This window comes from Natrononativus amylolyticus (genome assembly GCF_024362525.1).
GTDB classification, from domain to species: Archaea; Halobacteriota; Halobacteria; order Halobacteriales; family Natrialbaceae; genus Natrononativus; species Natrononativus amylolyticus.
Genome location: NZ_CP101458.1, coordinates 2,692,700 through 2,717,888 on the forward strand (window position 1 = coordinate 2,692,700; position 25,189 = coordinate 2,717,888).

A 25,189-nucleotide genomic window follows, 5' to 3' on the forward strand; every position below is an offset into this window, starting at 1 on the left:
GCGTTGTGTTCCGTCGAGTCATTGCGTGTGGCGGAGTTCGGGGTTGACCACCTTCTCTAGCGAGCGGCCGATGAAGAACACCGACATCACGAACAGCATGATGCAGATCCCCGGCGGGAACACCCACCACCACGCCTCGCGCAGCGCCCCGGCGCTGCGGACGTCGTAGATGATCTCGCCCCACGAGAGCATCCCCGGCGGCCCCAGTCCGAGAAACGAGAGGCTGGCCTCGGCGATCACGGCCCAGGCGACCGCGAACGCGGCGTACAGCGAGATCAGCGGCAGGACGTTCGGCATGATCTGGACGTACATGATCCGGAAGTTGCTCGCACCGATCGCCTTCGCGCTCTCGACGTACGGGCGTTGCTTGTGGCTCAGCACCTGCGACCTGACGACGCGAGCGGTCCCCCGCCAGAGGATCAACACGATCGCGAAGATGACGTTCACCAGGCTGGCGCCGAGGATGAACACCAGCGCGATCGCGAACGGCAGGAACGGGACGCCGTAGACGACGTCGGTGATCCGCATCAGGACGTCGTCGACCCAGCCGCCGTAGTAGGCGCTGATGATGCCGACGTTGGCGCCGATGAACACCGCCATGAACGCGGCGATGGTGCCGACGATCAGCGTCACTCGAGTGCCCACGATCACCTGCGAGAGCACGTCGCGTCCGAGCGCGGTCGTCCCCAGCGGGTGGTCCCACGTGGGCCCCTGCAGGTTCTCGTCGGCGACGCGGGCGCCGGGCTCGTACGGCGCGAGCGAGAACGGCTGGATCTGGAACCACGCGGGGCCGATCTCGATCGTGATCGGGCGGGCGAAGATCCCGACGAGGATGAACGCCGCGAGGATCGCCAGTCCCACCTGCCCGAGCCGGTCGTCTTTCATCACGCCGACCCAGTTGCGAAGCGCGTTGAGTCGGCGCTGCCAGCGGAGCCTGCGTCGACTGACCGATTCGACCTCCGTGTCTGTTGGCGTACTCATTCGTATTTCACCCGCGGGTCGAGGTACAGATACAGCATGTCGGCGACGAAGTTCATCACGATCACCGCCGTCCCCATCAGGAGGAACGCGGCCATCGCTACCGGGTAGTCGTTTCTGGTCACCGAGTTGACCATCTCGCGGCCGATGCCCGGCCAGTTGAAGACCGTCTCGATGATGACCGACCCGCCCATCGCCGCGCCGGTCGCGATCGCCGCGACGGTAACGAGCGGCAGCACCGAGTTGCGAGCGGCGTGTTTGTAGAGCACCGTCCGCTCGGGGAGTCCTTCGGCCTTTTTCATCTCGACGAAGTCGGCTTTCAGAACCTCGAGCATCGTGTTACGCATCAGCAGGGCGGGCGTCGCCAGGTAGACGATCGCACCCGTCAGCGCCGGCAGTATCAGGTGGCGCAGGAAGTCGAAATTGACGTACCGGTCGATGACGTTCATCGTCAACTCGCCGCCGTAGCCACCGATCCCGCTGCGGGGCAGCCAGCCGAGCTGGAAGACGAAGACCGTCACGAGGATGATCCCGACCCAAAATTCGGGCGAGGAACGAGCCATGAGGACGCCGATGATGCCGGCACGTTCGAACCGACTGCCCCGGAGCCACCCCATCGCCGCGCCGAACAGCACGCCGATCGTGTAGGCGATCAACAGCGCGGTGAACATGAGCACGACCGTGTTGAGAAACAGCGGGAAGATGAGCTCCCTGACCGGCTCGCGGTAGTGAGTCGAATCGCCGAACTCCCCCCGCAACAGCTGACTCATGTACTCGACGTACTGGACGTACAGCGGTTCGTTGAGCCCCAGCTCCTGGATCCGCGCCTCTCGCTCTTCCGTCGTCGGATACTCCATGACGAACCGCGTCGTCGGATCGCCCGGAACCATCCGGAACAGGACGAAGAGCAGGGTGACGAACGCCCACAGCGTGAACACGAGCTGCAGGATGCGTCGAACGACGTACTCTCTCAGTCCCATCGGTTGTGTGTTCTCGCTTCCATTGGTTGTGTTTTTCAGGTCTGTTGACGAGCTGTCTCGTTGGTACCGGCCACCGCAAACGGCGTGTCGACCGATTCGATCGCCCGACGCGTTCGGCGGCTCATGCGGTGGCTCGGTCGAGCCTCGTTACTCCGCCGGATAGTGCAGCTGTCCGCCGCCGTCCCACACGTATCCGCCCTCCTCGAGTTCGCCCTCCGCCGCGTCGAGGTCCTCGGTGAACTCTCGGACGTCGGGGTTGTGCCAGTCCTCGAGCACCGGCGCGATGGGGGAGTGGGTCACGGTTCCCATGCCGCCGCGGATGTCCTCGACGAACGCCTCCTTGGGGACGCAGTAGGAGATCGCCCGCCGCACGTGAGCGTCGTCCATGTGCTCGCGTCGCATGTTGTACGCGAGTTTCGCGTGGCCGATCGCCTCGAAGGTGGCGAGGCCCAGATCGGGATCCTCGTCGATCCGGTCCGCCTGCGACGGCGTCGGGTCGTTTCCGAGCATGTCGAGTTCGTGGGCCTCGATCTCGTCGACGAGCGCGTCCTCGTCGCCGGGGACGCGGATGAGCCGCTCGATGTTCGGCGGCTCGAAGTGGTCGTCGAACCGGCTCAGCTGCATCTCGCGCTCGCGTTCCCAGGCGTCGAACTGGAACGGGCCGCTGCCGACGTAGTCCTCGTCGTCCTGTTCGGTCGGATCGTCGATGTCCTCCCAGATGTGCTGCGGGAAGATGTAGATCTGCGCCAGGGCGTTGCGCGTGAACGTCGCGTCCGGCTCGCTGAGGTGGAAGGTGATCTCGTTGCCGTTCGTCTCCATCTCCTCGACGGCGTCGAGGTACACCGAGTACGTCGGCGAGTGCTCCTCGAAGAGTTCGTAGGAGAAGAGCACGTCGTCGATCGTGACCTCCTCGCCGTCGTGGAAGGTGTGTCCCTCGCGGATCGTCACCGTGAACGTCGTCCCCTCCTCGTCGATCTCCGGATCGTCCTCGGCCAGCCACGGGATTGGCTCACCCTCCTCGCCGAAGCGATACAGCTGGTCGTAGATGAGCCGGATGAACTGTCGGTCCGGCGTCGCCAGGTCCTGCATCGGGTTGAGCGAGCCGATGTCCGCGGAGTAGCCGAACGTGACCTGATCGACGCCGTCGGCGGGCTGGGCCTCCATGAAGTTCCAGAAGCCGTTGAGTCCCTCGCCCAGCGTGGGGTTTACGCTCTCGAGGCGCTCGGCGTTGTACGGGTGGTCACCGCCCTCGTTGGCGATGTAACACCGGGGCTGGTCCTCGGCGAGCATCTCCTGGGCCTCGAAGACGAGGTCGCGTCGGGCGTCCTCGTCGACCTCCTGGGCCTGCGCCTCGGCGATTTCGTCGTAATCGGGGTTCTCGTAGCCCGGCGAGTTACGGCCTCCCGGATCGGTGAACCCCGAGTGGTGCATGTCCATGAGGAAAATGTGCGGGTCGATGCGCTCGGGCGTGCCACCCCAGCCCAGCAGCGAGACGTCGAAGTCGTGTTCGACGATGGCCTGGTCGACGTGCGCATCGAAGTCACGCTCCTGGCGGTCGACCTCGAAACCGACTTCCTCCATGTTGTCCGCGACCATGTGGCCGAGCTCGTTCCGGTCGGGGTTCGCTCCCGAGGTCGGAATGACGAACTGGATCTCCTCGAACGCGTCACCGACGTCCTCGTCGTCGGTGTCGTCCAACCCGACACAGCCCGCCAGCGCAGCCGACCCGATCGCACCCGCCGCCCCAATTGACCGAAGAAACGATCTTCGTGAGTTCGAAGGCATAGCTCATCTGACGAGCCGGATGGCATAAGGCTTGCGAATACGTACCATACTGTAATTTCGGAGACGAGACTGGGGTCGACTCGAGGCTTCGGGACGGTTTCGGCGCCCGGTCTATCCCCACAGAGCGTGGGGCCCACGAGTGCGACCGGAGCCCCCGCTCTCCGTTCGAACGGACGAAAAATCGAACGGTCGCGAATCCCCTCGGTCGAGTGCTGTCGAGCGACACTCCAGTACACGACAGCGAGCCGCATCGCCGGAAACTGCGAAAGTGCACGATTCCGTCGATTACCGGCGACCGGCTCGACTACGGTGTGAGCGCGACCGGCGAAGTCACGACGCGATCAGGTCGGACAGTGCGGCGGTTCGTCGTCGTCCTCGTCGTCCTCGTCGTCTTCCTCGGGCGCCTCCTCTTCAGGTTCTTCTTCAGGCGCCTCTTCCTCGGATTCGTCCTCTTCGGGCGCCTCCTCCTCGGGTTCTTCTTCCTCAGGCGCCTCCTCTTCGGGCTCCTCTTCCTCGGGCTCGTCCTCTTCCGGCTCTTCGGGCTCCTCTTCCTCGGGTTCTTCTTCCTCAGGCTCTTCCTCTTCCGGCTCCTCCGGCGGCTCGGACGGTGCCGAGTCGACGCGAGCGTCGATCCAGGTGAGGATCGACTGCGTGCCGTGGTGTGGCGCGGTCGACTCGCCGCCGAGCTCGAGAATCGGAACGAACGACGCGCCGTCCTCGACGGCGGTGCTCGCGACGCGGGTGACCGCACTGTCGTACTGGCCATCGCTGGCGCGGTCGACCGCCGTGCCGACGCTCGAGACGCCCGCCTGGTTCGCGAGGCCGGCGAGTTCGTCGTACTCGACCCAGCCGGAGGGCGCGACGTCGAACGTCGTCGCGAAGAAGTCCCAGTAGCTCTGGGGGTCGACGTCCCAGACGGCGCGTCCGAACGCGGCCATCCGGGGGTCGCTGCTCGAGATGTAGTAACTCGAGGTGTCACCCTGCTGGTAGGCGAGGTTCGCGAACTCGATGTTGAGCTGGCCCGTCAGAACGAACTCCTCGATGATCGCCTCGAGGTTTCCGAACACGAAACCGCGCGTGACCGGACACTTGAAGTTGCCGTAGACGGTCGCAGTCGGGTTGTCGCCGTCCGTTCCCATCGTCGGCCTGCCCCTGGCGCCAGCGTCGTCGGGAATCGGTACGTCAGCAACCGTTGCGTTAGTCTGCCCCTGTGCAATCCCTGCAAAACCCAGAAGCGATGCACTTCCGGTTGCCGTGAGCCACTCACGGCGCGTCAGATTCGTTCGCATGCACTCCCCGCTGAACAAGGGGGATAGATAAACGGCGCGACCGTCCAGTCGATTTGTTCGGCTTCACCACGCCCAGAGCCCGTATCGTCCGTTTTAGCGGGTTTCAGGCCCAGATGAAGAGTGATTAATTCGGGTGAAATTCAGGTAAAGGGTACAGTCACGGCGAAAAACAGTCCGACTATCTACAGCCGGCGAATTCGGTAAATAAAGGCTGCACATGTGCACTCGTCACTCGAGTTGCAGTTACTCGCCCGCGTGAATCGACTCGCCCCGATTCAGTCTGGCCGCGATGGTGAACGTCTGTTCGGCCTCCCGGCGGGTCGGGAAGTGGGCGGCCATGTAACGGGCGGTCGCGATCATCGGAAGCCGCCGGAACGCCTCGTCGTCGGCCGCCAGGTCGGACTGGCGGAACGCAGCCTCGACGTTCTGGAGCGTGTGAAAGCCGGCGTCCTCGCGGAGCAGCCCGCGGGCGAGCGTCGACTCGAGGGCGGCGGACTCGCCGCCGCAGTCGAAGAACTCGCCGACGAGACGGCCCGCCTCGTTGACGCCGCCCTCCTCGTCGAACGTCTCGAGGAGGTCCTCGAGCACCCGCTCCGGGTCGCGGCCGGTGTCGTTGTCCCCGGGTTCGGGTACCGGTGCCGGCGGCGTGTTGAGAAAGCGGTCGAGATAGACGCTCATCGCGCCGTCGAAGACCCCCCGGTAGAGTTCGACGGCGTTGGTTCGACGGCTCGCCTGGTGGACCGCGTTGGCGTAGGTGAACGTGTGGTGAACCGTGTTCCAGTCGGAGAACTCGTTGGCCGTGCCGAACTGGGCGACGCGCCGGCCGGCGGCCCGGGCGACCTGTGCCGCGAGCTGCTCGGTCGTCGCGCCCTCGCCGACGGCGGTCGCCAGCCCGTCGACGATCGCCGCCGGGTCGTCCGAGAGCAGCAGGTCCTGGAACCCCTCGGGGGCGGTCCAGCTCTGGTCTCCCCCCTCGGCCGCGAGCGCCTCGAGGCCGCTCGTCTCGCCGACGTCGCCGCCGTAGACGTCCTCGAGCAGGGAAACGAGGTCGGTCGGCTGGCGCCACGAGGAGAGTTCGTCGCTGCGGGTCGCGTCGGTGAGCTGATCGACCAGGCTCGCCAACGTCTCGTCGGCGAACTCCCAGCCGACGTGCTCGAGACACTCGAAGGCCTTGTTCGAAAAGTCGAGGACGTGACCCGCCGAGAGGTAGGGGTGGTCGGTCGCGGCCGCGAAGACGATCTCGGCGACCGCGCGCTCGTCGTGACCGGCGGCGACCGCGGTCCGAAGGCAGCGTTCGGCGCCGTCGCTGTCCCGGACCTCGATGCAGTCGCGGAACCACCGTTTGAGCCGGTCGAACTCGACCTCGCTCGTCGAAAAGGAGGGCTGATCGAAGTTCGGCGGCTCGCCGGCGCAGTCGCTGGCGACGTGTCGGACGCCCGTATAGAGCGCCCGTTTTCGATCTTCGGGCTCGAGGTCGTCCATAAGGTTCGCCATGCAGCCCAGAATCGTCAGTCCGGACGACCAGCCCATCTCGCGGTAGCGGGTGCCGAACTCGAGCGTCGTCGCCACCGGCTCCTCGTAGTCCACGCCGGCGTCGAGCAACCCGATGGTCGACTTGGCGACGACCAGCCGCAGGTTCTCCTCGAGTCCCGTTTCCAGTCTGTCGGCCCAGTGTTCGGCCGGCGGCTTCTCGCGTTCGGGGGTCGGATTCACGTAGACGATCCCGTCGCGCACCTCGACCGGGTAGGTCTGGACGTCGTCAGCCCACGGATCGAACGTGTCCCCACAGGAGAGTTCGAACCGGGCGTGGTGCCAGTGGCAGGTCAGGATACCGTCGTCGACGGTGCCCTCCGCGAGCGGGAAGCCCATGTGCGGACAGCGGTTGTCGACCGCCCGCACCTCGCCCTCGTGGTGAAAGAGCGCGATCGCCGTTCCGTTCACCGACAGCAGTTTTCGACCCTCGTCTGTGAGTTCCTCGAGCGGCGTCGCCTCGACGAACTCCGCGTCAGTCGTTGCCATACACACGGGTTCGGCGACCGGCACCAAAACCGTTCGCTGAAATCGGTTTTTGAAATGTATCTGATATATTTTGCGGAGAGACCGGAGCGTTTCTGTCGCCCGCCTCCGAACGAGCGCCCATGGCAGGGGTCGGCGAGCCGACCGACGGAGCGGGAACCGAAGCGGTGGTGCGGGCGTACTACGCCGCGCTCGACGGACACGCCTACGAGAACCTCGAGTCGCTGCTCGCATCCGACTTTCGCCAGCGCCGCCCCGACCGGACCCTCGAGGGGCGCGAGGCGTTCGTCCGGTTCATGCGCGAGGAGCGGCCCAACAGAGAAACGACCCACGAACTGGAGAGCGTGGTCGTCGACGGCGACCGCGCCGTCGTCCGGGGTCGGCTGCTCGACGGCGGCGAGGAACTGCTCGCGTTCTCCGATCACTTCGCGCTCGAGGACGGCCGGATCAACCGCCTCGAGACCGACACTCGTTGAATCGCAGAGCGTCTGCCGGCCGAACCTACGCCGAACAGTTGTTCGGCCCCAGCTCGAGTTCGACCCGGTCCTCCGGCGGCTCCTCGCGTGCGCCCCGGTTGAGCTCGATAATCTCCTCGAAGTTGGCCGGCTCCTCGCCCGCGTCGGCCATCCGCTCGACGAACGCGTCTTCCTCGAGGGCGAGCAGGTCGATTCCCGTGCGCGCGTCGCGAACCGTCGTCGCGATCGGTTCGCCCGGCGAGCCGTGGCCGAACTCGCCCTCGCTCGTGACCTCGACGTGGCCCGGCAGGACGACGAGCCCCTCCGGCTCCGCGAGGATCGTTCGGTGGAGCGACTCGTAGAGCATTCTGGCACCCTCCTCGCCCTCGTCCTCGCTGAACTCGAGTTCCGTGCGCCCCGTCGAGTCGACGTGCAGCGTATCGGCGGTGAGCAGCGCCCGGTCGTCGACCAGCGGCGTGATCATCTCGCTCGTGTGTCCCGGCGTGTACAGCGCCTTCACCTCGAGGTCGCCCACCTCGAGCACCTCGTTGCGCGCGAGCGGCGTGTACTCGAACTCGACGTCGCGCTCCGTGGCCCACTCGCCCAGGTAGTAGGGCACGTCGAGCTCGTCGGCGAGCTGTCGGCTACCCGAGAGATGGTCCGCGTGAACGTGCGTGTCGATCACCCCCTGGATCGTCAGGTCGTGTTCGGTGGCGGCGGTCTCGAACTCCTCGAGATCCTCCGTGGGATCGACGACGACCGCCTCGCCGGTCTCTCCGCCGACGACGTAGCCCAGACAGCCCTTCGCCCGGCGCTGGACCTGAACGGCCGTCACGCCCTCTCCGAGATCTATCTCGACGTGGGCGTAGACGCCGCTCCAGCCCTTCATGCCGCCCTCGACGGCCCGGACTTCGAACTCGTCGGTCGCGGACTCGAGCTGGGTCGCGAGGTTTCCCGACGAAAGCCCCTTCGCGCAGATGGTGACGATCCGCTCGGTATCGCCGACGAGCTCCCGCAGCTCCTCGAGTTGGCCGTTTTCCTCGAACTCCTCCTCGGGACCGAACGGGAAGTTGCGCGCGCCCTGTACGTGCCACGCCTCGAAGCTCTCTTCCGGGCGGGTGTCGACCAGCGCGAACTCCGCGCCCTCGTCCTGCAGTTCGGCGAGCCGCTCGGCGGTGAGTGTAGTGACCATTGGCGGACCTTCGGCTTCCGCGGTCAAAACGACGGCGCTGCAGTCGCAACCGCGCCCGTGAGAGCCGACGCCGCCGGTCGGCAGGGAGCGATCCACGTGTGGTTTGTGTTGCAAAGTAGGTTTGCATCGAAAAGTATTATGCGGTTCGAACCGAGAGGGGTAACGATGGCGACGACACCGGAATCACACGATCACGCTTCCGCGGAGCGCCTCTCCTCGAGAGTCCACCTCCGACAGGCCGCGGCGTTTACCGAACGAAGCCTCCGAGAGGTGGGCAACAGCTGGACGATGCTCCTCACGATCGTCGCGCTCGCGCCCGGAATGCAGCTGCTGTACACCTCCCAGGGGGGCGGGATGTCCCCTGCCACGATCGCGAGCTGGGCGATCGGAACCGGCGTCTTCGGGGCGATCTACGTCTGCCTCTACGTCTTCGGCTACCAGCTCTCGAGCGACCTGGAGGACCGCCGCTACGCGGCATATCGGTCGATGCCAATATCGCCGGTCGCGGAGCTCTCCGGTCGAATGCTCGCCGGGCTGGCGCTGGCGGCGACGACGTTCGCGCTGACCCTCGGCGCGGGAGCCGCGACGGGCGGCTCGTTCGGCCTCCGCGGCCTCGAGTCGGTTCCGGTCGTCGTCCTGGCGTTCGCGCTCACGTGCGCCGTGTGGATGATCGTCGCCGTTCCGTTCGTCGTCTACGCGAAGAACGAGCGCGTCGCCGAGTACGCGGTGCCGCTGATAGCGATCGCCGGCTACATCCTGACCGGGTTCAACGGCGTCGTCGCGGAGATGTCGTTCGTCGACGGAGACGCGCTGAACTACCTCCCGAACACCCTGCCGACCCGCGTGCTGGTGTACCACCTCGTGCCGGACGCGGACTGGACGGCGATCGGCGCCGCACCACCCGCGGCGCCGGCCGGCCCCGAGTACGTCGCACTCCTGGTGATTTACGCCGCGGTCGCTCTCGCCATCGGCGCGGTGCTGTTCAACAGAGTCCTGTACGAGCGGGGGTGGTGGTGATGAGCCAGCCCGCGATCGTCGCGTCGAACCTCGAGAAGTCCTTCGACGGGGAGGCCGTCCTTCGCGGCGCCTCGCTCACCGTCGAGCGGGGCGAACTGCTCGCCGTCCTCGGCCCCAACGGCGTCGGGAAATCGGTGCTCTTCTCGTGTCTGGCGGGAAGCGAACGCCCCTCGGCCGGCACGGTCGAGGTCCTCGGGACGGCGGCGACGGAGCGCTTCGACAGGACGAGCTTCCTTCTCCAGGACGCGCTGTGTCTCCCCCGGCTGACCGGCCGCGAGAACGTTCGCTTCTACAGCCGGCTCCACCCGTCGTTCGCCGACGAGTGGCGCGAGTACGCCGAGGTGCTCGGACTCACCGACGACCTCGAGAAATCCGTCGGGGACTACTCCGGCGGGATGAAGCGCAAGCTCGAACTGGTGATCGCGCTGAGCATCGACGTCCCGATCTACCTCCTCGACGAGCCGACGGCCGCCCTCGACCTCCCGACGATCCAGGAGGTACACGCCCTGCTCCGCGAGAAGCAGGCGGCCGGGAAGACGATCGTGCTCTCGAGCCACCAGCCGATGGACGCCGACATCGCGGACCGGCTCGCGTTCGTCGCGGACGGACGGGTGGTCGCGACCGGCGTCGCCGACGAGCTGTTCGACGCCGTCCCGCCCGTCGTCGAGGCGACGCTGGGGGACGCCGGAATCCTCTCCGAGTACGTGATCGGCGGGGCGGTGTTCCGCGGTGACGGGACCGTTCGCGGGTTCGCATCCCCGAACGGGACGGTGGACGGCCTCGAGGCGATCGACGAACTCGCCGTGGTCTCGCCGACGTACACCGACCTGTTTAACTACTACACGAACCGAGTCGAAGACACGACCGACCGATGAGCGAGACGGGCGACGACGTCGACAAGGACGCCCTCCAGGAGGAACTCGGCCAGATCAAGCAGGCGATGGGACTCCGGGAGGCCCACCCCTACTGGTGGCGGTTCTGGATCGTCGAGGGCCTCGGCGTGGGGATCATCTTTCCGATCATGCAACTCGGGCTCCGCGACGGATTCAGTCCGTGGATCGTCGCCCTGCTCGTCGGCGTGTTCGTCGCCCATCAACTCGTGCTCTGGCGCGTCCTGTCGGCGTACGAGCGCCCGACGACCGGCGTGCCGAGCTGGCGGACGTGGCACTTCGTCCTGTTCGCGGGGTTCGGCGCGCTGCTCGTCGGGATCCGCCCGTTTTTCGACGCGATCGATCCGGCCCAGCGGCTGACGCTCTGGCTGGTCGTGGTCGCATCCGTTTTCGGGGTCGCCTACCTCTATCTCGGGCAGTTGCTCGCCGCGTACGACATCCGACGCGCTGACTGCTACGCGTTCTACCTCGGCGGTGCGTGGATCCTCGTCCTGGCGGCGGTGATCCCCTACCTCTCGGCCATCCGGGGGTGGGAGTTCGCCGTCTTCGGAATCGCCTACGCGCTCTACTGTATCGCCGCGTACGTCGTCCTCTCGAGGGTGTAAGTGGCCATGGAGTTCGACAAACTCGTCCACCAGCCGACGCGGCTACAGATATTCGCCTATCTCTACGCCCACGGCGAGGCGAGCTTCACCGAACTCAAAGAGGAACTCGAGATCACCGAGGGGAACCTCGCGAGCCACATCGGCACGATGGAGGACGCGAACTGCGTCGCCGTCGAAAAGCGGTTCGTCGACCGCAAGCCGCAGACGACCTACCGGCTCACGGAGCGCGGCGAGTCGCTGTTCGAGGACCACGTCGAAACTCTGGAGCGGCTCATCGAGGGCCTCGACGAGTAACCCGAGCGGGATATCACACGAACCGAGCGGAGAAGGCAACTGAACTCGCTCACACTGCGGCGAGGTCTGGCATCCGCGCACTCGAGGATCGCCGGCAGAAGAGCGTTTTCAGCGGGGTGAAACGGGGGTATAACTCGCGCCGGACGTCGGTCACTCCCGCTCGCCCGCTCCCAGCGCGCTCTCGCCGACCTTCTCGTGGCCCTCGATGACCTCCTGGCCGCCCATGTAGGGGCGCAGCGCCTCGGGAATCGTCACGGTTCCGTCCTCGTTCTGGTAGTACTCGAGGATCGCGACCATCACCCGCGGCAGCGCCAGCCCGGAGGCGTTCAGCGTGTGGAGGTACTCGGCCGACTCGTGACGCTCGGGGCGGTAGCGCAGGCCGGCGCGTCGGGACTGGAACGCCTCGAAGTTCGAGGCGCTCGAGACCTCGAGCCAGCGACCGCCCTCCTCGGGGCCGTCCTCCATGTCGTCGCCGGGCGCCCAGGCCTCGATGTCGTAGGTCTTCGCGCTGGCGAAGCCGAGGTCGCCGGTACACAGCTCGAGGATCCGGTACGGAAGCCCGAGCCGACGGAGGACCTCCTCGGCCTCGCCGACGAGGCTCTCGAGGCGCTCCCCGCTCTCCTCGGGGCGGACGAAGTTCACCAGTTCGACCTTGTTGAACTGGTGGACGCGAACGATCCCGCGGGTCTCGGTGCCGTGTTCGCCGGCCTCTCGCCGGAAGTTCGGGCTGTAGGCCTGGTGTTTCAACGGGAGGTCGTCGTCGAGCAGGATCTCGTCGACGTACATGTTGGTGACCGACACCTCCGCGGTCGGACAGAGCCAGAGGTCCTCGTCGTCGTAGGCGTCCTCGTTGCTCCCGCCCAGCCGGTAGGCGTCGTCGACGAACTTGGGGAACTGGCCGGTCCCGCGCATCGCCGTACTCTTGACCGGCACCGGCGGCAGGACGTCGACGTACCCCTGCTCGCGGTGAACGTCGAGCATGAACTGGATCAGCGCGTGCTCTAAGCGAGCGCCGTCGCCCTTGAGGAAGTAGAAGCCGGCGCCGGTCGTCTTCGCGCCGCGGGCCTCGTCGATGACGTCCAGTTCCTCCCCGAGATCGTAGTGCGGGGTGATCTCGTCGGGCAACTCGCGGAGGTCGTCGAACCCCCAGCGGCGGCGCTCGACGTTGTCCGTTTCGTCCGCGCCGACCGGGACGCTCTCGTCGGGGAGCTGTGGGAACTCGAGCAAGGCCGCCTCGAGTTCGGCCTCGAGTGCGGCGGCTTCCTCCTCGACGTTCTCGATCTCGGCTTTCAGCGACTGGGACTCCTCGATGGCCTCCTGGGCGGCCTCCTCGTCGCCGGCCTGTTTCAGCTCGCCGATCCGCGAGCTGATCTCGTTTCGCTCGTGGCGCAGGCTATCGCCTCGCTTCTTGCGGTTTCGCCACTTCTCGTCGAGGGCGAGCACCGCCTCGAGGTCGACGTCGGCGCCCCGGTCGTCGAGGGCCGCGCCGACCGCCTCGGGGTTCTCGCGCAGGTAGGTCCGGTCGAGCATTGGCCGTCGATTCCCGCCGCCCGCCCAAAACCGTGTCGGAAGTCTGCAACCGGTGCACACGGCGACCCCGTCACTCCCCCTCTTCGAGCGGCGGCCAGTGGCGGGCGTCGGACTCGATCATCCCGAGGAGCTTTCGGCGTCGCTCGCCCAGCCCCTCGAGGTCGTCTTCGAACGCCGCCGCCGGAGCCGTTGGGATCCCCTCCTCGCGCAGGCGCTCGAGTTCCGGCGGCGGCGGAACGTCGTCGGCGGAGTCGATGAACGCGCCGTCGAGGGTGTCGAGGTAGCTGTCGACGCTCGAGCGGGCGGCCTCGACCAGCGGAGCCGGCGGCTGGTGTTCGTCGGGAACGCCGTGACGGTACAGCGTCAGCGCCTCGTCGAAGATCGGGACGGCCATCGCCGAGGCCTGTTCACCGTTCTCGCTGTGGTAGTAGTGCAGGATCGGGTAGGACTTGTGCTGTTCGGCGAGCAGATCGAGCTGTGAGGCGAGACTCTCGAGGGGGAGATCGATCCCCTCGAAGTCCCCGCGCGACCAGCTGGCCCGGACGAACGCCTCGCCCCGGTCGCCGAGGCCGGTGACGCCGTTGGCGAACGCCCGCTTCTCCGAGACCGCGCCGAGCACCGAGAGCACGTAGGAGACGCCGAGGGTGACGAACAGCATCCCCGTCGCGGTGGTAAAGGAGCTGGCGAGCTCCCAGGTCGACCCGTTGGGCGTGTAGTCGCCGTTCCCGTTCGTGAACATCGTGTAGGCGACGTAGTAGAGCCGCCCCACCCACGAGGCCGGCTCGCCGGTCTGAGTGTCGAGTAAGGCGTTCTGGCCGCCGGCGAAGAGCAACGTCCAGCCGGTCCAGATGAGCCCGATCCACATCGCCAGCGTCGCCGTGAGGATGACCGGGCCGGCGAGACTGCGAATCCTGGGGCGGTGTCGACTCAGCCGTCGCAGACCGCTCCAGATCCTGGAGGCCAGCCGCGCCGAGAGCGGTCCCGAGCCGCCGTCGACCCAGAGGGTCGTCCAGAGGATGTCGACGATCGCCGCCAGCAGAACGATGGCTCCGAGGACCAGAAATACGCGACTCATCGCGTGCTCCGAGCCGGCGTCCAGCTCTCGAAGACGGTCGCGAACGCCGCGATGGTGGTTCGATACGGTCTGGACACGACAGGCGATCGATGAGACATATGCCAGTCAAACCACACCGACGCACTTTGGCGTTTTGTACCCGGTACCCGCCGCTCGAGTCGGTCTCACAGGTCTCTTTGGCGCCTGTCGCCGGTTTGTCCCTACGCGAACCCCACGAGCAGCCAGGCGAAGCCGATCGCCGCGAGCGAGACGAGCAGGTTCGCGCCGGCGTTGATCGCGGCGAGTTTGCGGTCGCCGCGCTCCCATATCTGAACGGTTTCGACCGAAAACGACGAGAACGTCGTAAAGGAGCCGCAGATCCCGATTCCCAGAAACTGGATCGTCGACTCTCCAGCGCCAGCGAACACCGCCGCGCCGAAGAGGAAGCTCCCGATGACGTTGACCGCGAGCGTCGCCACCGGGACGTCCTCCCAGGTGACGTGGAGGTAGACCCAGTGGCGCAGCAGGGCGCCGATCGCGCCGCCGGTGCCGACGACGTGGGCGGGCTCGAGGTCCGGGATCACCGCCGATCACCCCGGAACCGCCGCGCGAGGCCGCGGCCGGCGAGCACGCCCGTAAAGCCGATCCCGTAGTTCGCGGCGACGATCCCAAGGGCGAGCAGCGGGCCGCCCGCGGTCGCCGTCTGCACCGCGAACGTGCTGTAGGTCGTCAGCGAGGAGAGAAAACCGGTGGTGAAGACGAGCCGCGCCTTCCGGTCGACGATTCCGGAGTACTGGGCTTCGTACACCAGAAACCCGAGCGCGAGGCTCCCGAGGACGTTGACGAGCAACACCGCATAGACCTCCGGGAGCTGTCCCAACGCGAAAAACCGCAGGTTCGAGCCGGCGAAGCCGCCGATGCCGATGAGTGCGAGCGTCTCGAGTCGAACGAGGGGGTGGGCGTCTGCCATGGCTGGTCGGTGCAGGGACCGTCAGCCGAGTGCCGGCGGTTGGATCGGGCGGGCCCCATCGCCCGGTTACGACGGGCTACTCGAGAGAGTCCCATCAGCATTGCGGAAGTCGCCGTGCTCTCCGAAGGAAAAGACACAAGTTTAGACTCCATCTAAACCAGCCATGGACGGAGACGAGGATCGCCGCCGCTTCGCTCGCGCCTCGTGGGCGAACGTGATCGGGAACGCGGTGAAGATCGTCGTCGAGGGCGCGGTCGGCATCACCTTCGGTAGTGTCGCCCTGATCGCCGACGCCGCCCACTCCGTGGCCGACCTCGTCGCCAGCGTCGTCGTCCTCGTCTGGGGCCGGAGCACGTTCGACGAACCCGACGACACCCACCCCCACGGTCACGACCGGATCGAGCCGCTGACCGCCCTGTTCGTCGGCGCGGTGATCGCGCTGCTCGGACTGAACCTGCTGTACGAGTCGATCCGGGGGATCGTCTTCGGGGTCGACGTCGAACCCAGCTACCTCCTGCTCGTCGCGCTGGCGTTCGCGATCGCCACGATGTACCTCGTCTACCGCTACACCGAGGCGGTCAACGAGGAGGTCGGCTCGACGGCGCTCGCGGCGCTCGCGAAGGACTGCCTCAACGACATCTACACCTCCTTCGCCGCGGCCGTCGGCGTCCTCGGCGTGTTGCTAGGGGTGCCCCTGCTCGATCCCGTCGCCGGCGGACTCGTCAGCATCCTCGTCATCTACCAGGGGGTCGTCATCGGCCGCGAGAACGTCGACTACCTGATCGGGGCCGCGCCCTCGAGTGAAAAACGCGAGCGGATCACGCACATTCTCCGCTCACACCCCGACGTCGAGGGCGTCCACGACCTGGCGGTGTACTACGACGGGACGGTACTCGAGGTCGAGGTTCACGTCGAGGTCGACGGCGACATGCCGTTCCGGCAGGCTCACGACATCGAGACCGACCTCGTCGATTCGCTGCGCGACCTCGAGGACGTCGGCGACGCCCACGTCCACCTCGACCCCTCGGGGATCGGCGAGTGGAAGGACGTCCCCGAACGGCGGTGAGCCTTTTGACCCTCGCCGGCGTCGGATTCGGTATGCACCGACTCCTCACGCTGCTCGCCGTCCTCGAGTTCCTGTTCCCGAGACGAATCATCGCCGCCGGCGAACGCCTCGCCTTCGAGACCCCCGGTGCGGGCGAACTGCGGGCGACGACGGTTCCGCTGGCCCGTCTCGAGGGACTGGCCGCCGTCGCGCTCGTCCGCCGCGGTCGCCGGTCGCCGACGCTCGAGAAACTCGTCGGTCTCCTCGGCATCGCGGCCCTCCTCGCGCCGCGTCGGTTCCTGCGCGGGGCGCTCTGGCTCGCCTATCGAAACCCCGATCGGGTCGCCGTGAAGCCCTGGGTCCGGCCGTTCACCCGCCTGCTGGGGCTGTGTTACGTGGGAATCGGCGTCGCGGCGGTCGGGCGCGAGCGGGCGTCGACTCGACGGACGGAGTGAGAAACCGACTGCGCCGACGTCAGTCCAGCTCGGCGGGCTCGGGGTCGGAAACCGCGGTGAGCTCGGCGTTCGCCAGCGTCCCGTAGGCCCGCCGGAGCCGCTCGGAGAGCGCCTGGTGGGAGATGTCGAGCTCGGTCGCGAGGTTCTGCATCGAGATCCGACGCGGAATCTCGAAGTAGCCGTGCTCGACGGCCGCCGTCAGCGCCTCGTACTGTTCGGGGGTGAGTCCGATCTCGAGCGACGACTCCTCGGTCAGGTCGTAGATCCGGCCGACGTCGACCGCGGCGTCCGTCTCCCGGAGCTCCTCGTAGGTCAGACGCAGGTAGTCGCGGTCGGGATAGCGCACGCGCAACACCCAGCCGTCGGCTCGCCCCTTCGCGCTGAGCAGGGTTCCGCGGTGGGAGAGAAAGAGCTCCCCGAGTGTCCAGAACTCGTCACCGAACTCGATCTCGTACAGCCACCGGCCGTCGTCGCCGGTGAGCGGTTCGAACCGGTCGACCGACGGATCCGCCTCGAGTGCGGCGTCGACGGTGTCGCGCTCGGTGTCTCTGAACCAGACGGCGGGGTGCTCCGATTCGACGACGCGTTCGAACTCGCAGTCGATCGACGGATGCTGCGTGAGCGTCGATCCGAGGGCCGTGCCAGCCGTTCCCAGGCGAAACTCTGCGATGGTTGCCATGATACCCGGGGTACGCGTCCAGCGAGCATAACCGCTACTGCGAAGAACGCGCGAGTCCGACGCCGGTCACGAACCGCCCGGCCGGCGCTCGAGAGCGAGCCCAGCCTTTATCGGCTCCCCCGACGCCGTGTGCGTATGGACATCGGAGACGTTCAGGAAGTTACGGCGGGCGACTGTTCGGACCTCTACTACGTCGATACGGGAATGTACGAGACGGCCGAATACGGCGCGGTCTACGTGCTCGACGACGACCGCCCCGCCGTCGTCGATACCGGGATCGGCACCAACTACGAACGGATCCTCGATGCCCTCGAGACGGTCGGTATCGACCGGGAAGAGCTCGAAGTGATCGCCGTCACGCACGTCCACCTGGATCACGCCGGCGGCGCGGGCTACCTGGCCGATGCGTGCCCGAACGCCGACGTCTACGTGCCGTCGGTCGGCGCCTCCCACCTCGTCGATCCCACCCGGCTCGTGGAGGGGACGAAGGCCGCCGTCGGTGACCAGTGGGAGTTCTACGCCGAGCCGAAGCCGGTCCCCGAAGACCGGCTCGTCGAGATCGAGGGCGGCGACGCCATCGACCTCGGAACCCACGAGCTCCGGGTCCACGAGGCACCCGGCCACGCCCCCCACCAGGTCGTCTTCTCCGACCCCGCAAACGACGCGGTGTTCACCGCCGACGCCGCCGGCATCTGGGTCCCCAGTCTCGAGCGGATCAGGGAGACCTCCCCGCCCTCACAGTTCGACCTGGATGGCTGTCTCGCCGACCTCGAGACGATCGCCGAGATCGACCCCGACGTGCTGTGTTACCCCCATTTCGGCCCGCGTGAGGTCGGCGACGACCTCGAGAGCGTCCTCGAGGAGTACGAGCGCGTGCTCACGCGGTGGGTCGGCGAGGTCGAAGCCGCCCGCGAGGAACTCGCGGACGACGACGCCGTGATCGAGGCGCTCTCGCGCGAGACGGACGTCGACGCGGTCTGGGGCGAGCGCAAGGCCCGTGCCGAGACGGCGATGAACGTCCGCGGGGTCCTCGGCTACCTCGACTACCGGGACCGCTGACCGCTCGCGGCGGTGTAACGATTTTGCCGGTGGGTGGTGTGGGATGGCTATGCCCGAACTACTCTCCGACAGGACAGCGGTCGTCACCGGCGCGGCCAGCGGAATCGGTCGCGAGATCGCCCACACCTACGCCCGCCACGGCGCGAGCGTCGTCGTCGCCGACGTCCAGGAGGCCCCGCGGGAGGAGGGGACGCCGACCCACGAGTGGATCGCCGACGAAACCGGCGCCGACACGCGGTTCGTCGAGTGCGACGTGACCGACCGGGCGGATCTCGAGGCCTCGGTCGACGCCGCCGACGAGTTCGGCGGACTGGACGTGATGGTGAACAACGCGGGGATCGTCGGCCCCGTCGCCCCGATCCAGGAGATAGACCGCGAGGAGTACGACCGGCTCCGGTCGATCAACCTTGACGGCGTGTATTTCGGCTGCCAGGTCGCCGCCGACCGGCTGCTCGAGCGCGGAGAAGGCGGTAGCATCATCAACATGTCGAGCGCCGCCGGGATGGTCGGCTACCCGAACATCTCGCCGTACAACGTCGCGAAGGGGGGCGTTCGCCTGCTCACTTACGGACTGGCGGCCGAACTCGGCCCGCACGGTGTTCGGGTGAACGCGATCCACCCGGGGGTCATCGAGACCGAGATGACCCGCAGCGACTTCCCGATCGTCGGCACCGAGGAGGGCGAGGAGACGATGGAGACGATCCCGTTGCGGCGCTTCGGGACCCCCGAAGACGTCGCCAGCGTCGCGACGTTCCTCGCGAGCGACCTCGCGAGCTACGTCACCGCGGAGTCGATCGTCGTCGACGGCGGTCAGCTCAACACGGCCTGATACGGACGCTTGCTTCCGCTGGTCCAACGTCGCACGGCTCCGCCGAATAAACCTCGACTCGTGGACGAGGAGTTCCCGCCGTTTTATCGCACGGGAGGTGCTGTCACGCGAGTATGAACTGGCGGGACGCCGAACGGGAGTACACGGACGCGGTGATCGGGGAGACGACGCTGGGACGGCTGTTCGAGGACGCGGCGGAACGCAACGCGAACAGACCGGCCCAGCGGTACAAAGGCGGCGTCTACGACCGGTCGCTCGCCGACGCGGCGCTTCCCGCCGCCGCGCCGGGTTCGTTTCGGGCGATCTCCTACGCGGAGATGCGCGGGATCGTTCGCACCCTCTCGGCGGGCTTTCGCGACCTCGGCGTCGAGGTCGGCGACCGCGTCGCCATCTTCGCCGACACCCGCGTGGAGTGGGCGCAGTCCGATTTCGCGCTGCTCGCCGCGGGCGCGGTCGTCACCACCGTCTACGAGAGTTCCTCGCCCGAGCAGGTCCGCTACCTGCTCTCCGATCCCGGCGCAACCGGCGTCGTCGTCGAGAACGCCGCCCTCGCCGACCGGGTGCTCGAGACCGCGGACGACCTCGAGCTGGAGTTCGTCGTCTCGATGGATCGGCTCGGCGGCGAGTACGACGACCGCGAGGGCGTCTACGAGCTCGCGGACGTCTACGCCCGCGGAGAGGAGGCGTTCGACCTCGAGGCCTACCAGGAGCGCGTCGACGCGCCCGCGATGGACGATCTGGCGAGTCTGATCTACACGAGCGGCACTACGGGCCAGCCCAAGGGCGTCGAGCTCACCCACCGCAACTTCCGGTCGAACGTCAACGGCATTCGAAAGCGATTCGGCCCGCGCCCCGACAAACCCGACGACGTCCCCGCGATCGACGAGTCGACTCAGACGGTGTCGTTCCTGCCGCTGGCACACGTCTTCGAGCGCACCGCCGGTCACTTCCTGATGTTCGCCTCCGGCGCCTGCGTCGCCTACGCCGAGAGTTCGGACACGCTGAAGGACGACTTCGGCGCGGTCGGCCCCACGGCCGCGACGAGCGTCCCGCGGGTGTACGAGAAGATTTACGACGCGATCCGCGAGGGGGCGAGCGAGTCGTCGGTCAAAGAGCGCATCTTCGAGTGGGCCGTCGAGGTCGGCCGGGCCTACCAGGCGGCCGACGAGCCGGGGCCGGTACTCTCGGGCAAACGCGCCGTCGCGGACACGCTCGTCTTCTCGCAGGTCGAAGAGGCGCTCGGCGGCAACGTCGAGATGCTGATCAGCGGCGGCGGCAGCCTCTCGCCCGAACTCTGTACCCTCTATCACGGGATGGGGCTCCCGATCTTCGAGGGGTACGGCCTCACCGAAACCGCCCCGGTCGTCGCCGTCAACCCGCCCGAGGAGCCGAAGATCGGCACCATCGGCCCCGCGCTCGTCGACGTCGAACTCGAGGTCGACGAGTCGGTCGTCGACCAGTCGGTGTTCGAGGACGATCCGGGCCGGGTCGGCGAACTGCTCGTCAGCGGGCCGAACGTGACGAGCGGTTACTGGAATCGGCCGGAGGCGACCGAGCAGGCGTTCACCGGGAACGTTCCGGGCCGCGAGGAGGAGTCGGCCGACGGCGAGCGCTGGTTCCGAACCGGCGATATCGTCCACCTCCGGCCCGACGGCTACGTCGAGTTCCGCGAGCGCGCGAAACAGATCCTCGTGCTCTCGACGGGCAAGAACGTCGCGCCCGCCCCACTCGAGGACGCCTTCGCCGCGAGCGAGGTCGTCGAGCAGTGTATGGTCGTTGGCGACGGCGAGAAGTTCGTCGGCGCACTGATCGTCCCGAACTTCGAGGGCGTCCGGGCGTGGGCCGCCGAGGAGGGGATCGACCTCCCGGACGACGAGCGGGACCTCTGTGCCGACGAGCGCGTCCGGTCGTACGTGGGCAGGGAGGTCGAGCGGGTCAACGAGGGCTTCGAGCGCCACGAGCGGATCAAGGAGTTCCGGCTCGTCCACGAGGAGTTCACCGAGGAGAACGAGATGCTCACCCCCACGATGAAGAAGAAGCGCCGCGTGATCCGCCGGTCGTTCGACGAGCGCGTCGCGGACATCTACGCCGACTGAGCGGACCGCCGCCGCTCGAGCGAGGAAACGCGAGCCGAACGCCGTTGACGTCGTCCCGATACCCGCCGGCGCTCCGATTCGGCGTCGAATGAGCCGAATCATTGATGATAGACAACGACCTTGGTACGACAAGCCATGGACTGGAGGGACGCAGAGCGGGAGTTCGATAGCGACGTACTCGAGACCGATACGCTCGCGCAAATGTTCGAGAAGGCGGTCGACCGCAACGCCGACCGGCCGGCCCAGCGGTACAAAGGCGGGATCTACGACCGGTCGCTCGCCGGGGTGGCGTTCGAGTCGGCTCCAGACGGCGAGTTTGCACCGCTGTCCTACGCGGAGATGCGCGAGATCGTTCGCCACCTCGCCACCGGCTTCCGCGACCTCGGCGTCGAGGTCGGCGACCGCGTCGCCATCTTCGCCGACACCCGCGTGGAGTGGGCGCAGTCCGATTTCGCGCTGCTCGCCGCGGGCGCGGTCGTGACGACGATCTACCGAAACTCCTCGACCAGGCAGGTCCGGTACCTGCTCTCCGATCCCGGCGCAACCGGCGTCGTCGTCGAGAACGCCGCCCTCGCCGACCGGGTGCTCGAGGCCGCGGACGACCTCGAGTTCGTCGTCTCGATCGACGAACTCGGCGGGGCCCACGCCGACGACGACCGGGTTCACACGCTCGCGGACGTTTACGAGCGGGGACGAGAGACGTTCGACGAGGACCGGTATCGGGAGTGGCTCGAGGAGCGGACCCCGGACGACCTGGCGAGTCTGATCTACACGAGCGGCACCACGGGCCAACCCAAGGGCGTCGAACTCACCCACCGCAACTTCCGGGTGAACGTCAACCAGGTGTACCGCCGGTACGGGCCCCGGCCCGACAAACCGGACGACATGCCGGCGATCGACGAGTCGACTCAGACGGTGTCGTTCCTGCCGCTGGCGCACGTCTTCGAGCGCACCGCCGGCCACTTCCTGATGTTCGCCTCCGGCGCCTGCGTCGCCTACGCCGAGAGTTCGGACACCCTCAAAGAGGACTTCCAGCTCGTCGGTCCCACGACGGCGACGAGCGTCCCGCGGGTGTACGAGAAGATCTACGACGCGATCCGCGAGCAGGCGAGCGAGTCGTCGGTCAAAGAGCGCATCTTCGAGTGGGCCACCGAGGTGAGCCGGGAGTACTACCGCGCGGACAGTCCCGGGAGAACCCTCGAGACGAAGATGCGGATCGCCGACAAACTCGTCTTCTCGCAGGTCAAGGAGGCGCTGGGCGGAAACGTCGAGTTCCTCGTCAGCGGCGGCGGCACGCTCTCGGCCGACCTCTGTACGCTGTATCACGGGATGGGGCTCCCGATCCTCGAGGGATACGGCCTCACGGAGACGTCGCCGGTCGTCACGACGAACCCGCCCGAGGAGCCCAAGATCGGCACCATCGGTCTGCCGGTGCCGGACTGTGAGGTGAAAGTCGATCCGAGCGTGGGCGGGGACGCCGCCGCCGACGCCGACGGCGAAACCGGCGAACTGCTCGTCAGCGGGCCGAACGTGGCCCGGGGCTACTGGAACAAACCCGGGAAGACCGCCGAGGCGTTCTTCGAGGAAGACGGCGAGCGCTGGTTCCGAACCGGCGACATCGTCACCATCCGCCCGGACGACTACATCGAGTTCCGCGAGCGCGCGAAACAGATTCTCGTGCTCTCGACGGGCAAGAACGTCGCGCCCGCCCCCCTCGAGGACGCCTTCGCCGACAGCCAGGTCGTCGAGCAGTGTATGGTGATCGGCGACGGCGAGAAGTTCGTCGGCGCGTTACTCGTTCCGAACTTCGAGTACCTCAGAGACGCCGTCGACGCGGCCGACGACGAGCCGCTCGTCGAGCACCCGGAGGTCGAGGCGTTGGTCCAGGCGGAGGTCGACGCCGTCAACGAGGACTTCGAGTCCTACGAGCGGATCAAGCAGTTCCAGCTCGTCCCCGAGGAGTTCACCGAGGAGAACGAGATGCTCACCCCCACGATGAAGAAGAAGCGCCGGGTGATCCTCGAGAAGTTCGCCGAGGAGGTCGCGGACATCTACGACGAGCCGACCGGCGGCGAGCCCGCGGAGGCGACGGGCTGAGTCGGCGCCGGGGTGGCGAGTCGGCGCCGCGAACCGCGCCAGCGGGCAGTATAAGTGTCCCCTCGAGCCACGGGTAGATATGCACCTGTCCCTTCGCGCCGACGGCTGGACCCGCCTCCCGGAGGCCGCGGTTCGCGGCCGGGCGTTCGACGGCGACCGGCTCCTCGAGGGCCGCGCTCTCGCCGCCCGGCTCGCGGACGCCGCGACCGGGGGCCTCGAGTCCGTCGCCGCCGTCGCCGCCGACCTCGAGGGGTTCTACGGGGCGGTCCTCGAGGCCGGTGAGACCACCTACCTCGTCGCGGACGGCACGCGCTCGATTCCCCTCTACTACGACGCGGCAGGGACCGCGATCAGCGACCGCGGACGGCTCGTCCGCGACGCGGTGGGCGCCCGGCGCGACCGGATCACCGAGAGCGAGTTCGTGCTCACGCGGTACGTGACCGGGCCCGAGACGATCTGGCGGGGCGTGCTGGCGACGCAGCCGGGCGAGGTCGTGGCACTCGAGGCGGGTTCGAAACCGGTTCGGGAGACCTACCGGGAGTACTGGCCCACCGGTTCCCGCGACGAGAGCGGGGGGCCGTCGCTCGAGGGCGCCTTCGAAACCGCCCTCGACCGGCTCGAGACCGTCGCCGGCGACCGGCCCGTCGTCGTCCCGCTGTCGGGCGGCTACGACTCGCGGCTGCTCGCGGCCGCGCTCGCCGCCCGCGGTCGCGAGGTGATCGCCTACACGTTCGGCCGGTCGGGTCACCCCGACGTGGAGGTGAGCCGCGAGGTCGCCGCCCGCCTCGGGATCCGCTGGGAGTTCTGCGAGTACGATCGGACGCTGTGGCGCGACCTGTACCACGGCCCCGCGGGTGAGCGCTACCGCGAGCGAGCGTTCGGCGGCGACGCCCTCCCCTTCCTCGCGGAGTGGCCGGCGCTCCGGCGGCTGCTCGAGGCCGACCGGCTCCCCGAAGACGCCCTCTACTGCCCCGGTCACACCGTCGCCACGCCGAGCGAGCGGCTGCCGCGGTTCGCCGGCGAGGCCGCTTCGACCGGGAGCAGCGGGGACGCGGGCTGCGGGCCGGCCGTCGACGCCGACGTCGCTGCCGAAGACGGTGGGGAGGTCGTCGAGCCGTCGCTCGAGGGCCTTCTCGAGTACGTCCTCGAGAGCCACTACGTGCTCTGGCGGCGCGATACGAGCGACCGGGCGTTCGATCTCGCGGTCCGCGATCGGATCCGACGGGGACTGATCGGCGGGCGCGAACCGAGCGACGTCGACGGCCCGGCGGCCGCCGCGGCCGCCTACGAGCGCTGGGAGTGGCGCGGCCGGATGGCGACGTTCACCGCCGGCGACTTACGGGTGTACGAAGACTGCGGCGTCGACTGGTGGCTGCCGCTCTGGGACCCGGCGTACGTCCGCGCGTGGGCGGGCGTCGGCCTCGAGGACCGCCGCGGAAAGGCCGCCCACGCCGCCCTCGCGCGCGAGTGCTATCGGCGGGCCGCGGACGTCCCCCTGGAGCGAGTCGCGCTGACCGACCGGAGCCTGTCGCCGTCCGATCGGCTGCTGGCGCTCTGCCGGCACACCCCCGAACGACAGTTCGCCGAGCGCGGCGGCGACTGGGCGCCGCCGTTCCAGGTCTCGAGATCTGGGTGGACGACGCGGGGGAACCACCCGCTGGCCTGGGATGCGATCGTCGATTCCGCGACGTGGGACCGCCTGCCGCCGTTTCGGAACCTGTACGCGCTCCGGGTCCTCGAGGCGACGGGGCGACTCGAGCTGACTGCGCCCGACGCGGAACCGAATTTCGAGGGGATCGCGGCGACGGCGTGCGACGAACGTACAGTCGACTGACGTGTTTCGACCGGGACCGCGGCCCTTACGTATCACCGGC

Annotated in this window: 23 protein-coding genes and 1 riboswitch; of the genes, 12 read left to right on the forward strand and 11 right to left on the reverse strand. The window is 67.7% G+C overall.

Going from position 1 to position 25,189, the window contains the following annotated elements:
• Nucleotides 1-18: 18 nt before the first annotated feature.
• The 5 genes from NMQ11_RS14015 to NMQ11_RS14035 all read right to left on the reverse strand — a co-directional run bounded on the left by NMQ11_RS14015 (nt 19) and on the right by NMQ11_RS14035 (nt 7,051).
• Nucleotides 19-981: an ABC transporter permease gene (locus NMQ11_RS14015; RefSeq protein ID WP_255169072.1), complete on the reverse strand. Its 963-nt coding sequence runs from the start codon at nt 979-981 to the stop codon at nt 19-21.
• Complete coding sequence (locus tag NMQ11_RS14020) at nt 978-1,958, reverse strand: ABC transporter permease (protein WP_255169073.1); 981 nt, start codon at nt 1,956-1,958, stop codon at nt 978-980. The genes NMQ11_RS14015 and NMQ11_RS14020 overlap by 4 nt, the downstream gene beginning before the upstream one ends.
• A 147-nt stretch (nt 1,959-2,105) precedes the next feature.
• Entirely contained in the window at nt 2,106-3,743 is a 1,638-nt protein-coding gene (locus NMQ11_RS14025; protein ID WP_255169074.1) for an ABC transporter substrate-binding protein, read from the reverse strand.
• 341 nt (nt 3,744-4,084) lie between these two features.
• Nucleotides 4,085-4,882, reverse strand: a complete 798-nt coding sequence (locus NMQ11_RS14030) for a thioredoxin domain-containing protein (protein WP_255169075.1) — start codon at nt 4,880-4,882, stop codon at nt 4,085-4,087.
• A gap of 393 nt (nt 4,883-5,275) precedes the next feature.
• Nucleotides 5,276-7,051 carry a Rieske (2Fe-2S) protein gene (locus NMQ11_RS14035; RefSeq protein ID WP_255169076.1) on the reverse strand — a complete coding sequence of 592 codons (1,776 nt, stop codon included), beginning with the start codon at nt 7,049-7,051 and terminating at the stop codon, nt 5,276-5,278.
• A gap of 119 nt (nt 7,052-7,170) precedes the next feature.
• Between NMQ11_RS14035 and NMQ11_RS14040 the strand changes: the two genes are divergently transcribed.
• Nucleotides 7,171-7,524 carry a nuclear transport factor 2 family protein gene (locus NMQ11_RS14040; RefSeq protein WP_255169077.1) on the forward strand — a complete coding sequence of 118 codons (354 nt, stop codon included), beginning with the start codon at nt 7,171-7,173 and terminating at the stop codon, nt 7,522-7,524.
• Between the two features lie 25 nt (nt 7,525-7,549).
• Here NMQ11_RS14040 and NMQ11_RS14045 read toward each other — a convergent pair whose 3' ends face one another.
• Nucleotides 7,550-8,695, reverse strand: coding sequence for an MBL fold metallo-hydrolase (locus NMQ11_RS14045; protein ID WP_255169078.1), 1,146 nt, complete (start codon nt 8,693-8,695; stop codon nt 7,550-7,552).
• A gap of 165 nt (nt 8,696-8,860) precedes the next feature.
• Between NMQ11_RS14045 and NMQ11_RS14050 the strand changes: the two genes are divergently transcribed.
• From NMQ11_RS14050 to NMQ11_RS14065, 4 genes are read left to right on the forward strand one after another with little or no spacing between them, the layout of a single operon-like run.
• The gene (locus NMQ11_RS14050) at nt 8,861-9,712 is read left to right on the forward strand and encodes an ABC transporter permease (RefSeq protein ID WP_255169079.1); all 852 of its coding nucleotides are present in this window, start codon (nt 8,861-8,863) and stop codon (nt 9,710-9,712) included.
• On the forward strand, nt 9,712-10,587 hold the full coding sequence (locus NMQ11_RS14055) for an ABC transporter ATP-binding protein (RefSeq protein ID WP_255169080.1): 876 nt from the start codon (nt 9,712-9,714) through the stop codon (nt 10,585-10,587). Before NMQ11_RS14050 ends, NMQ11_RS14055 begins: the two co-directional genes overlap by 1 nt.
• Nucleotides 10,584-11,207, forward strand: coding sequence for a hypothetical protein (locus tag NMQ11_RS14060; protein WP_255169081.1), 624 nt, complete (start codon nt 10,584-10,586; stop codon nt 11,205-11,207). The genes NMQ11_RS14055 and NMQ11_RS14060 overlap by 4 nt, the downstream gene beginning before the upstream one ends.
• 6 nt (nt 11,208-11,213) lie before the next feature.
• Nucleotides 11,214-11,501: a winged helix-turn-helix domain-containing protein gene (locus tag NMQ11_RS14065; protein ID WP_255169082.1), complete on the forward strand. Its 288-nt coding sequence runs from the start codon at nt 11,214-11,216 to the stop codon at nt 11,499-11,501.
• Between the two features lie 150 nt (nt 11,502-11,651).
• Here NMQ11_RS14065 and serS read toward each other — a convergent pair whose 3' ends face one another.
• The 4 genes from serS to NMQ11_RS14085 form a co-directional block, all read right to left on the reverse strand.
• Nucleotides 11,652-13,031, reverse strand: coding sequence for a serine--tRNA ligase (gene serS / locus NMQ11_RS14070; RefSeq protein WP_255169083.1), 1,380 nt, complete (start codon nt 13,029-13,031; stop codon nt 11,652-11,654).
• A 70-nt stretch (nt 13,032-13,101) separates the two neighbouring features.
• Complete coding sequence (locus NMQ11_RS14075) at nt 13,102-14,106, reverse strand: potassium channel family protein (RefSeq protein WP_255169084.1); 1,005 nt, start codon at nt 14,104-14,106, stop codon at nt 13,102-13,104.
• Nucleotides 14,107-14,306: 200 nt separating this feature from the next.
• Nucleotides 14,307-14,669, reverse strand: coding sequence for a fluoride efflux transporter FluC (locus NMQ11_RS14080; protein ID WP_255169085.1), 363 nt, complete (start codon nt 14,667-14,669; stop codon nt 14,307-14,309).
• Nucleotides 14,666-15,055: a CrcB family protein gene (locus NMQ11_RS14085; protein WP_255169086.1), complete on the reverse strand. Its 390-nt coding sequence runs from the start codon at nt 15,053-15,055 to the stop codon at nt 14,666-14,668. Before NMQ11_RS14085 ends, NMQ11_RS14080 begins: the two co-directional genes overlap by 4 nt.
• A 5-nt stretch (nt 15,056-15,060) precedes the next feature.
• A riboswitch (Fluoride riboswitch) is annotated at nt 15,061-15,127 on the reverse strand.
• A 91-nt stretch (nt 15,128-15,218) separates the two neighbouring features.
• On the opposite strand from NMQ11_RS14085, the gene NMQ11_RS14090 reads away from it, so the two are divergent.
• The gene (locus tag NMQ11_RS14090) at nt 15,219-16,121 is read left to right on the forward strand and encodes a cation diffusion facilitator family transporter (RefSeq protein ID WP_255169087.1); all 903 of its coding nucleotides are present in this window, start codon (nt 15,219-15,221) and stop codon (nt 16,119-16,121) included.
• Nucleotides 16,122-16,153: 32 nt separating this feature from the next.
• Nucleotides 16,154-16,555 (forward strand): hypothetical protein, encoded by a 402-nt coding sequence (locus tag NMQ11_RS14095; protein WP_255169088.1) that lies wholly within the window; start codon nt 16,154-16,156, stop codon nt 16,553-16,555.
• 19 nt (nt 16,556-16,574) lie between these two features.
• On the opposite strand, the gene NMQ11_RS14100 is transcribed toward NMQ11_RS14095, so the two are convergent.
• On the reverse strand, nt 16,575-17,234 hold the full coding sequence (locus NMQ11_RS14100; protein ID WP_255169089.1) for a helix-turn-helix domain-containing protein: 660 nt from the start codon (nt 17,232-17,234) through the stop codon (nt 16,575-16,577).
• 135 nt (nt 17,235-17,369) lie between these two features.
• On the opposite strand from NMQ11_RS14100, the gene NMQ11_RS14105 reads away from it, so the two are divergent.
• From NMQ11_RS14105 to NMQ11_RS14125, 5 genes are all read left to right on the forward strand, one after another.
• Nucleotides 17,370-18,293 carry an MBL fold metallo-hydrolase gene (locus tag NMQ11_RS14105; RefSeq protein WP_255169090.1) on the forward strand — a complete coding sequence of 308 codons (924 nt, stop codon included), beginning with the start codon at nt 17,370-17,372 and terminating at the stop codon, nt 18,291-18,293.
• A 49-nt stretch (nt 18,294-18,342) separates the two neighbouring features.
• Complete coding sequence (locus NMQ11_RS14110; protein WP_255169091.1) at nt 18,343-19,122, forward strand: SDR family oxidoreductase; 780 nt, start codon at nt 18,343-18,345, stop codon at nt 19,120-19,122.
• A 113-nt stretch (nt 19,123-19,235) separates the two neighbouring features.
• Nucleotides 19,236-21,218 carry an AMP-dependent synthetase/ligase gene (locus NMQ11_RS14115; protein ID WP_255169092.1) on the forward strand — a complete coding sequence of 661 codons (1,983 nt, stop codon included), beginning with the start codon at nt 19,236-19,238 and terminating at the stop codon, nt 21,216-21,218.
• A 135-nt stretch (nt 21,219-21,353) separates the two neighbouring features.
• Entirely contained in the window at nt 21,354-23,315 is a 1,962-nt protein-coding gene (locus tag NMQ11_RS14120) for an AMP-dependent synthetase/ligase (RefSeq protein ID WP_255169093.1), read from the forward strand.
• A gap of 79 nt (nt 23,316-23,394) precedes the next feature.
• Complete coding sequence (locus NMQ11_RS14125; RefSeq protein WP_255169094.1) at nt 23,395-25,149, forward strand: asparagine synthase-related protein; 1,755 nt, start codon at nt 23,395-23,397, stop codon at nt 25,147-25,149.
• Nucleotides 25,150-25,189: the final 40 nt, after the last annotated feature.

Coding starts and splice junctions, on each gene's coding strand:
- NMQ11_RS14035 (WP_255169076.1), bottom strand. CDS start 7,051: ATGGCAACGACTGACGCGGAGTTCGTCGAGGCGACGCCGCTCGAGGAA.
- NMQ11_RS14095 (WP_255169088.1), top strand. CDS start 16,154: ATGCACCGACTCCTCACGCTGCTCGCCGTCCTCGAGTTCCTGTTCCCG.
- NMQ11_RS14115 (WP_255169092.1), top strand. CDS start 19,236: ATGAACTGGCGGGACGCCGAACGGGAGTACACGGACGCGGTGATCGGG.
- NMQ11_RS14085 (WP_255169086.1), bottom strand. CDS start 15,055: ATGGCAGACGCCCACCCCCTCGTTCGACTCGAGACGCTCGCACTCATC.
- NMQ11_RS14090 (WP_255169087.1), top strand. CDS start 15,219: ATGGACGGAGACGAGGATCGCCGCCGCTTCGCTCGCGCCTCGTGGGCG.
- NMQ11_RS14050 (WP_255169079.1), top strand. CDS start 8,861: ATGGCGACGACACCGGAATCACACGATCACGCTTCCGCGGAGCGCCTC.
- NMQ11_RS14030 (WP_255169075.1), bottom strand. CDS start 4,882: ATGGGAACGGACGGCGACAACCCGACTGCGACCGTCTACGGCAACTTC.
- NMQ11_RS14065 (WP_255169082.1), top strand. CDS start 11,214: ATGGAGTTCGACAAACTCGTCCACCAGCCGACGCGGCTACAGATATTC.
- serS (WP_255169083.1), bottom strand. CDS start 13,031: ATGCTCGACCGGACCTACCTGCGCGAGAACCCCGAGGCGGTCGGCGCG.
- NMQ11_RS14055 (WP_255169080.1), top strand. CDS start 9,712: ATGAGCCAGCCCGCGATCGTCGCGTCGAACCTCGAGAAGTCCTTCGAC.
- NMQ11_RS14125 (WP_255169094.1), top strand. CDS start 23,395: ATGCACCTGTCCCTTCGCGCCGACGGCTGGACCCGCCTCCCGGAGGCC.
- NMQ11_RS14100 (WP_255169089.1), bottom strand. CDS start 17,234: ATGGCAACCATCGCAGAGTTTCGCCTGGGAACGGCTGGCACGGCCCTC.
- NMQ11_RS14045 (WP_255169078.1), bottom strand. CDS start 8,695: ATGGTCACTACACTCACCGCCGAGCGGCTCGCCGAACTGCAGGACGAG.
- NMQ11_RS14015 (WP_255169072.1), bottom strand. CDS start 981: ATGAGTACGCCAACAGACACGGAGGTCGAATCGGTCAGTCGACGCAGG.
- NMQ11_RS14025 (WP_255169074.1), bottom strand. CDS start 3,743: ATGCCTTCGAACTCACGAAGATCGTTTCTTCGGTCAATTGGGGCGGCG.
- NMQ11_RS14075 (WP_255169084.1), bottom strand. CDS start 14,106: ATGAGTCGCGTATTTCTGGTCCTCGGAGCCATCGTTCTGCTGGCGGCG.
- NMQ11_RS14060 (WP_255169081.1), top strand. CDS start 10,584: ATGAGCGAGACGGGCGACGACGTCGACAAGGACGCCCTCCAGGAGGAA.
- NMQ11_RS14110 (WP_255169091.1), top strand. CDS start 18,343: ATGCCCGAACTACTCTCCGACAGGACAGCGGTCGTCACCGGCGCGGCC.
- NMQ11_RS14120 (WP_255169093.1), top strand. CDS start 21,354: ATGGACTGGAGGGACGCAGAGCGGGAGTTCGATAGCGACGTACTCGAG.
- NMQ11_RS14040 (WP_255169077.1), top strand. CDS start 7,171: ATGGCAGGGGTCGGCGAGCCGACCGACGGAGCGGGAACCGAAGCGGTG.
- NMQ11_RS14020 (WP_255169073.1), bottom strand. CDS start 1,958: ATGGGACTGAGAGAGTACGTCGTTCGACGCATCCTGCAGCTCGTGTTC.
- NMQ11_RS14105 (WP_255169090.1), top strand. CDS start 17,370: ATGGACATCGGAGACGTTCAGGAAGTTACGGCGGGCGACTGTTCGGAC.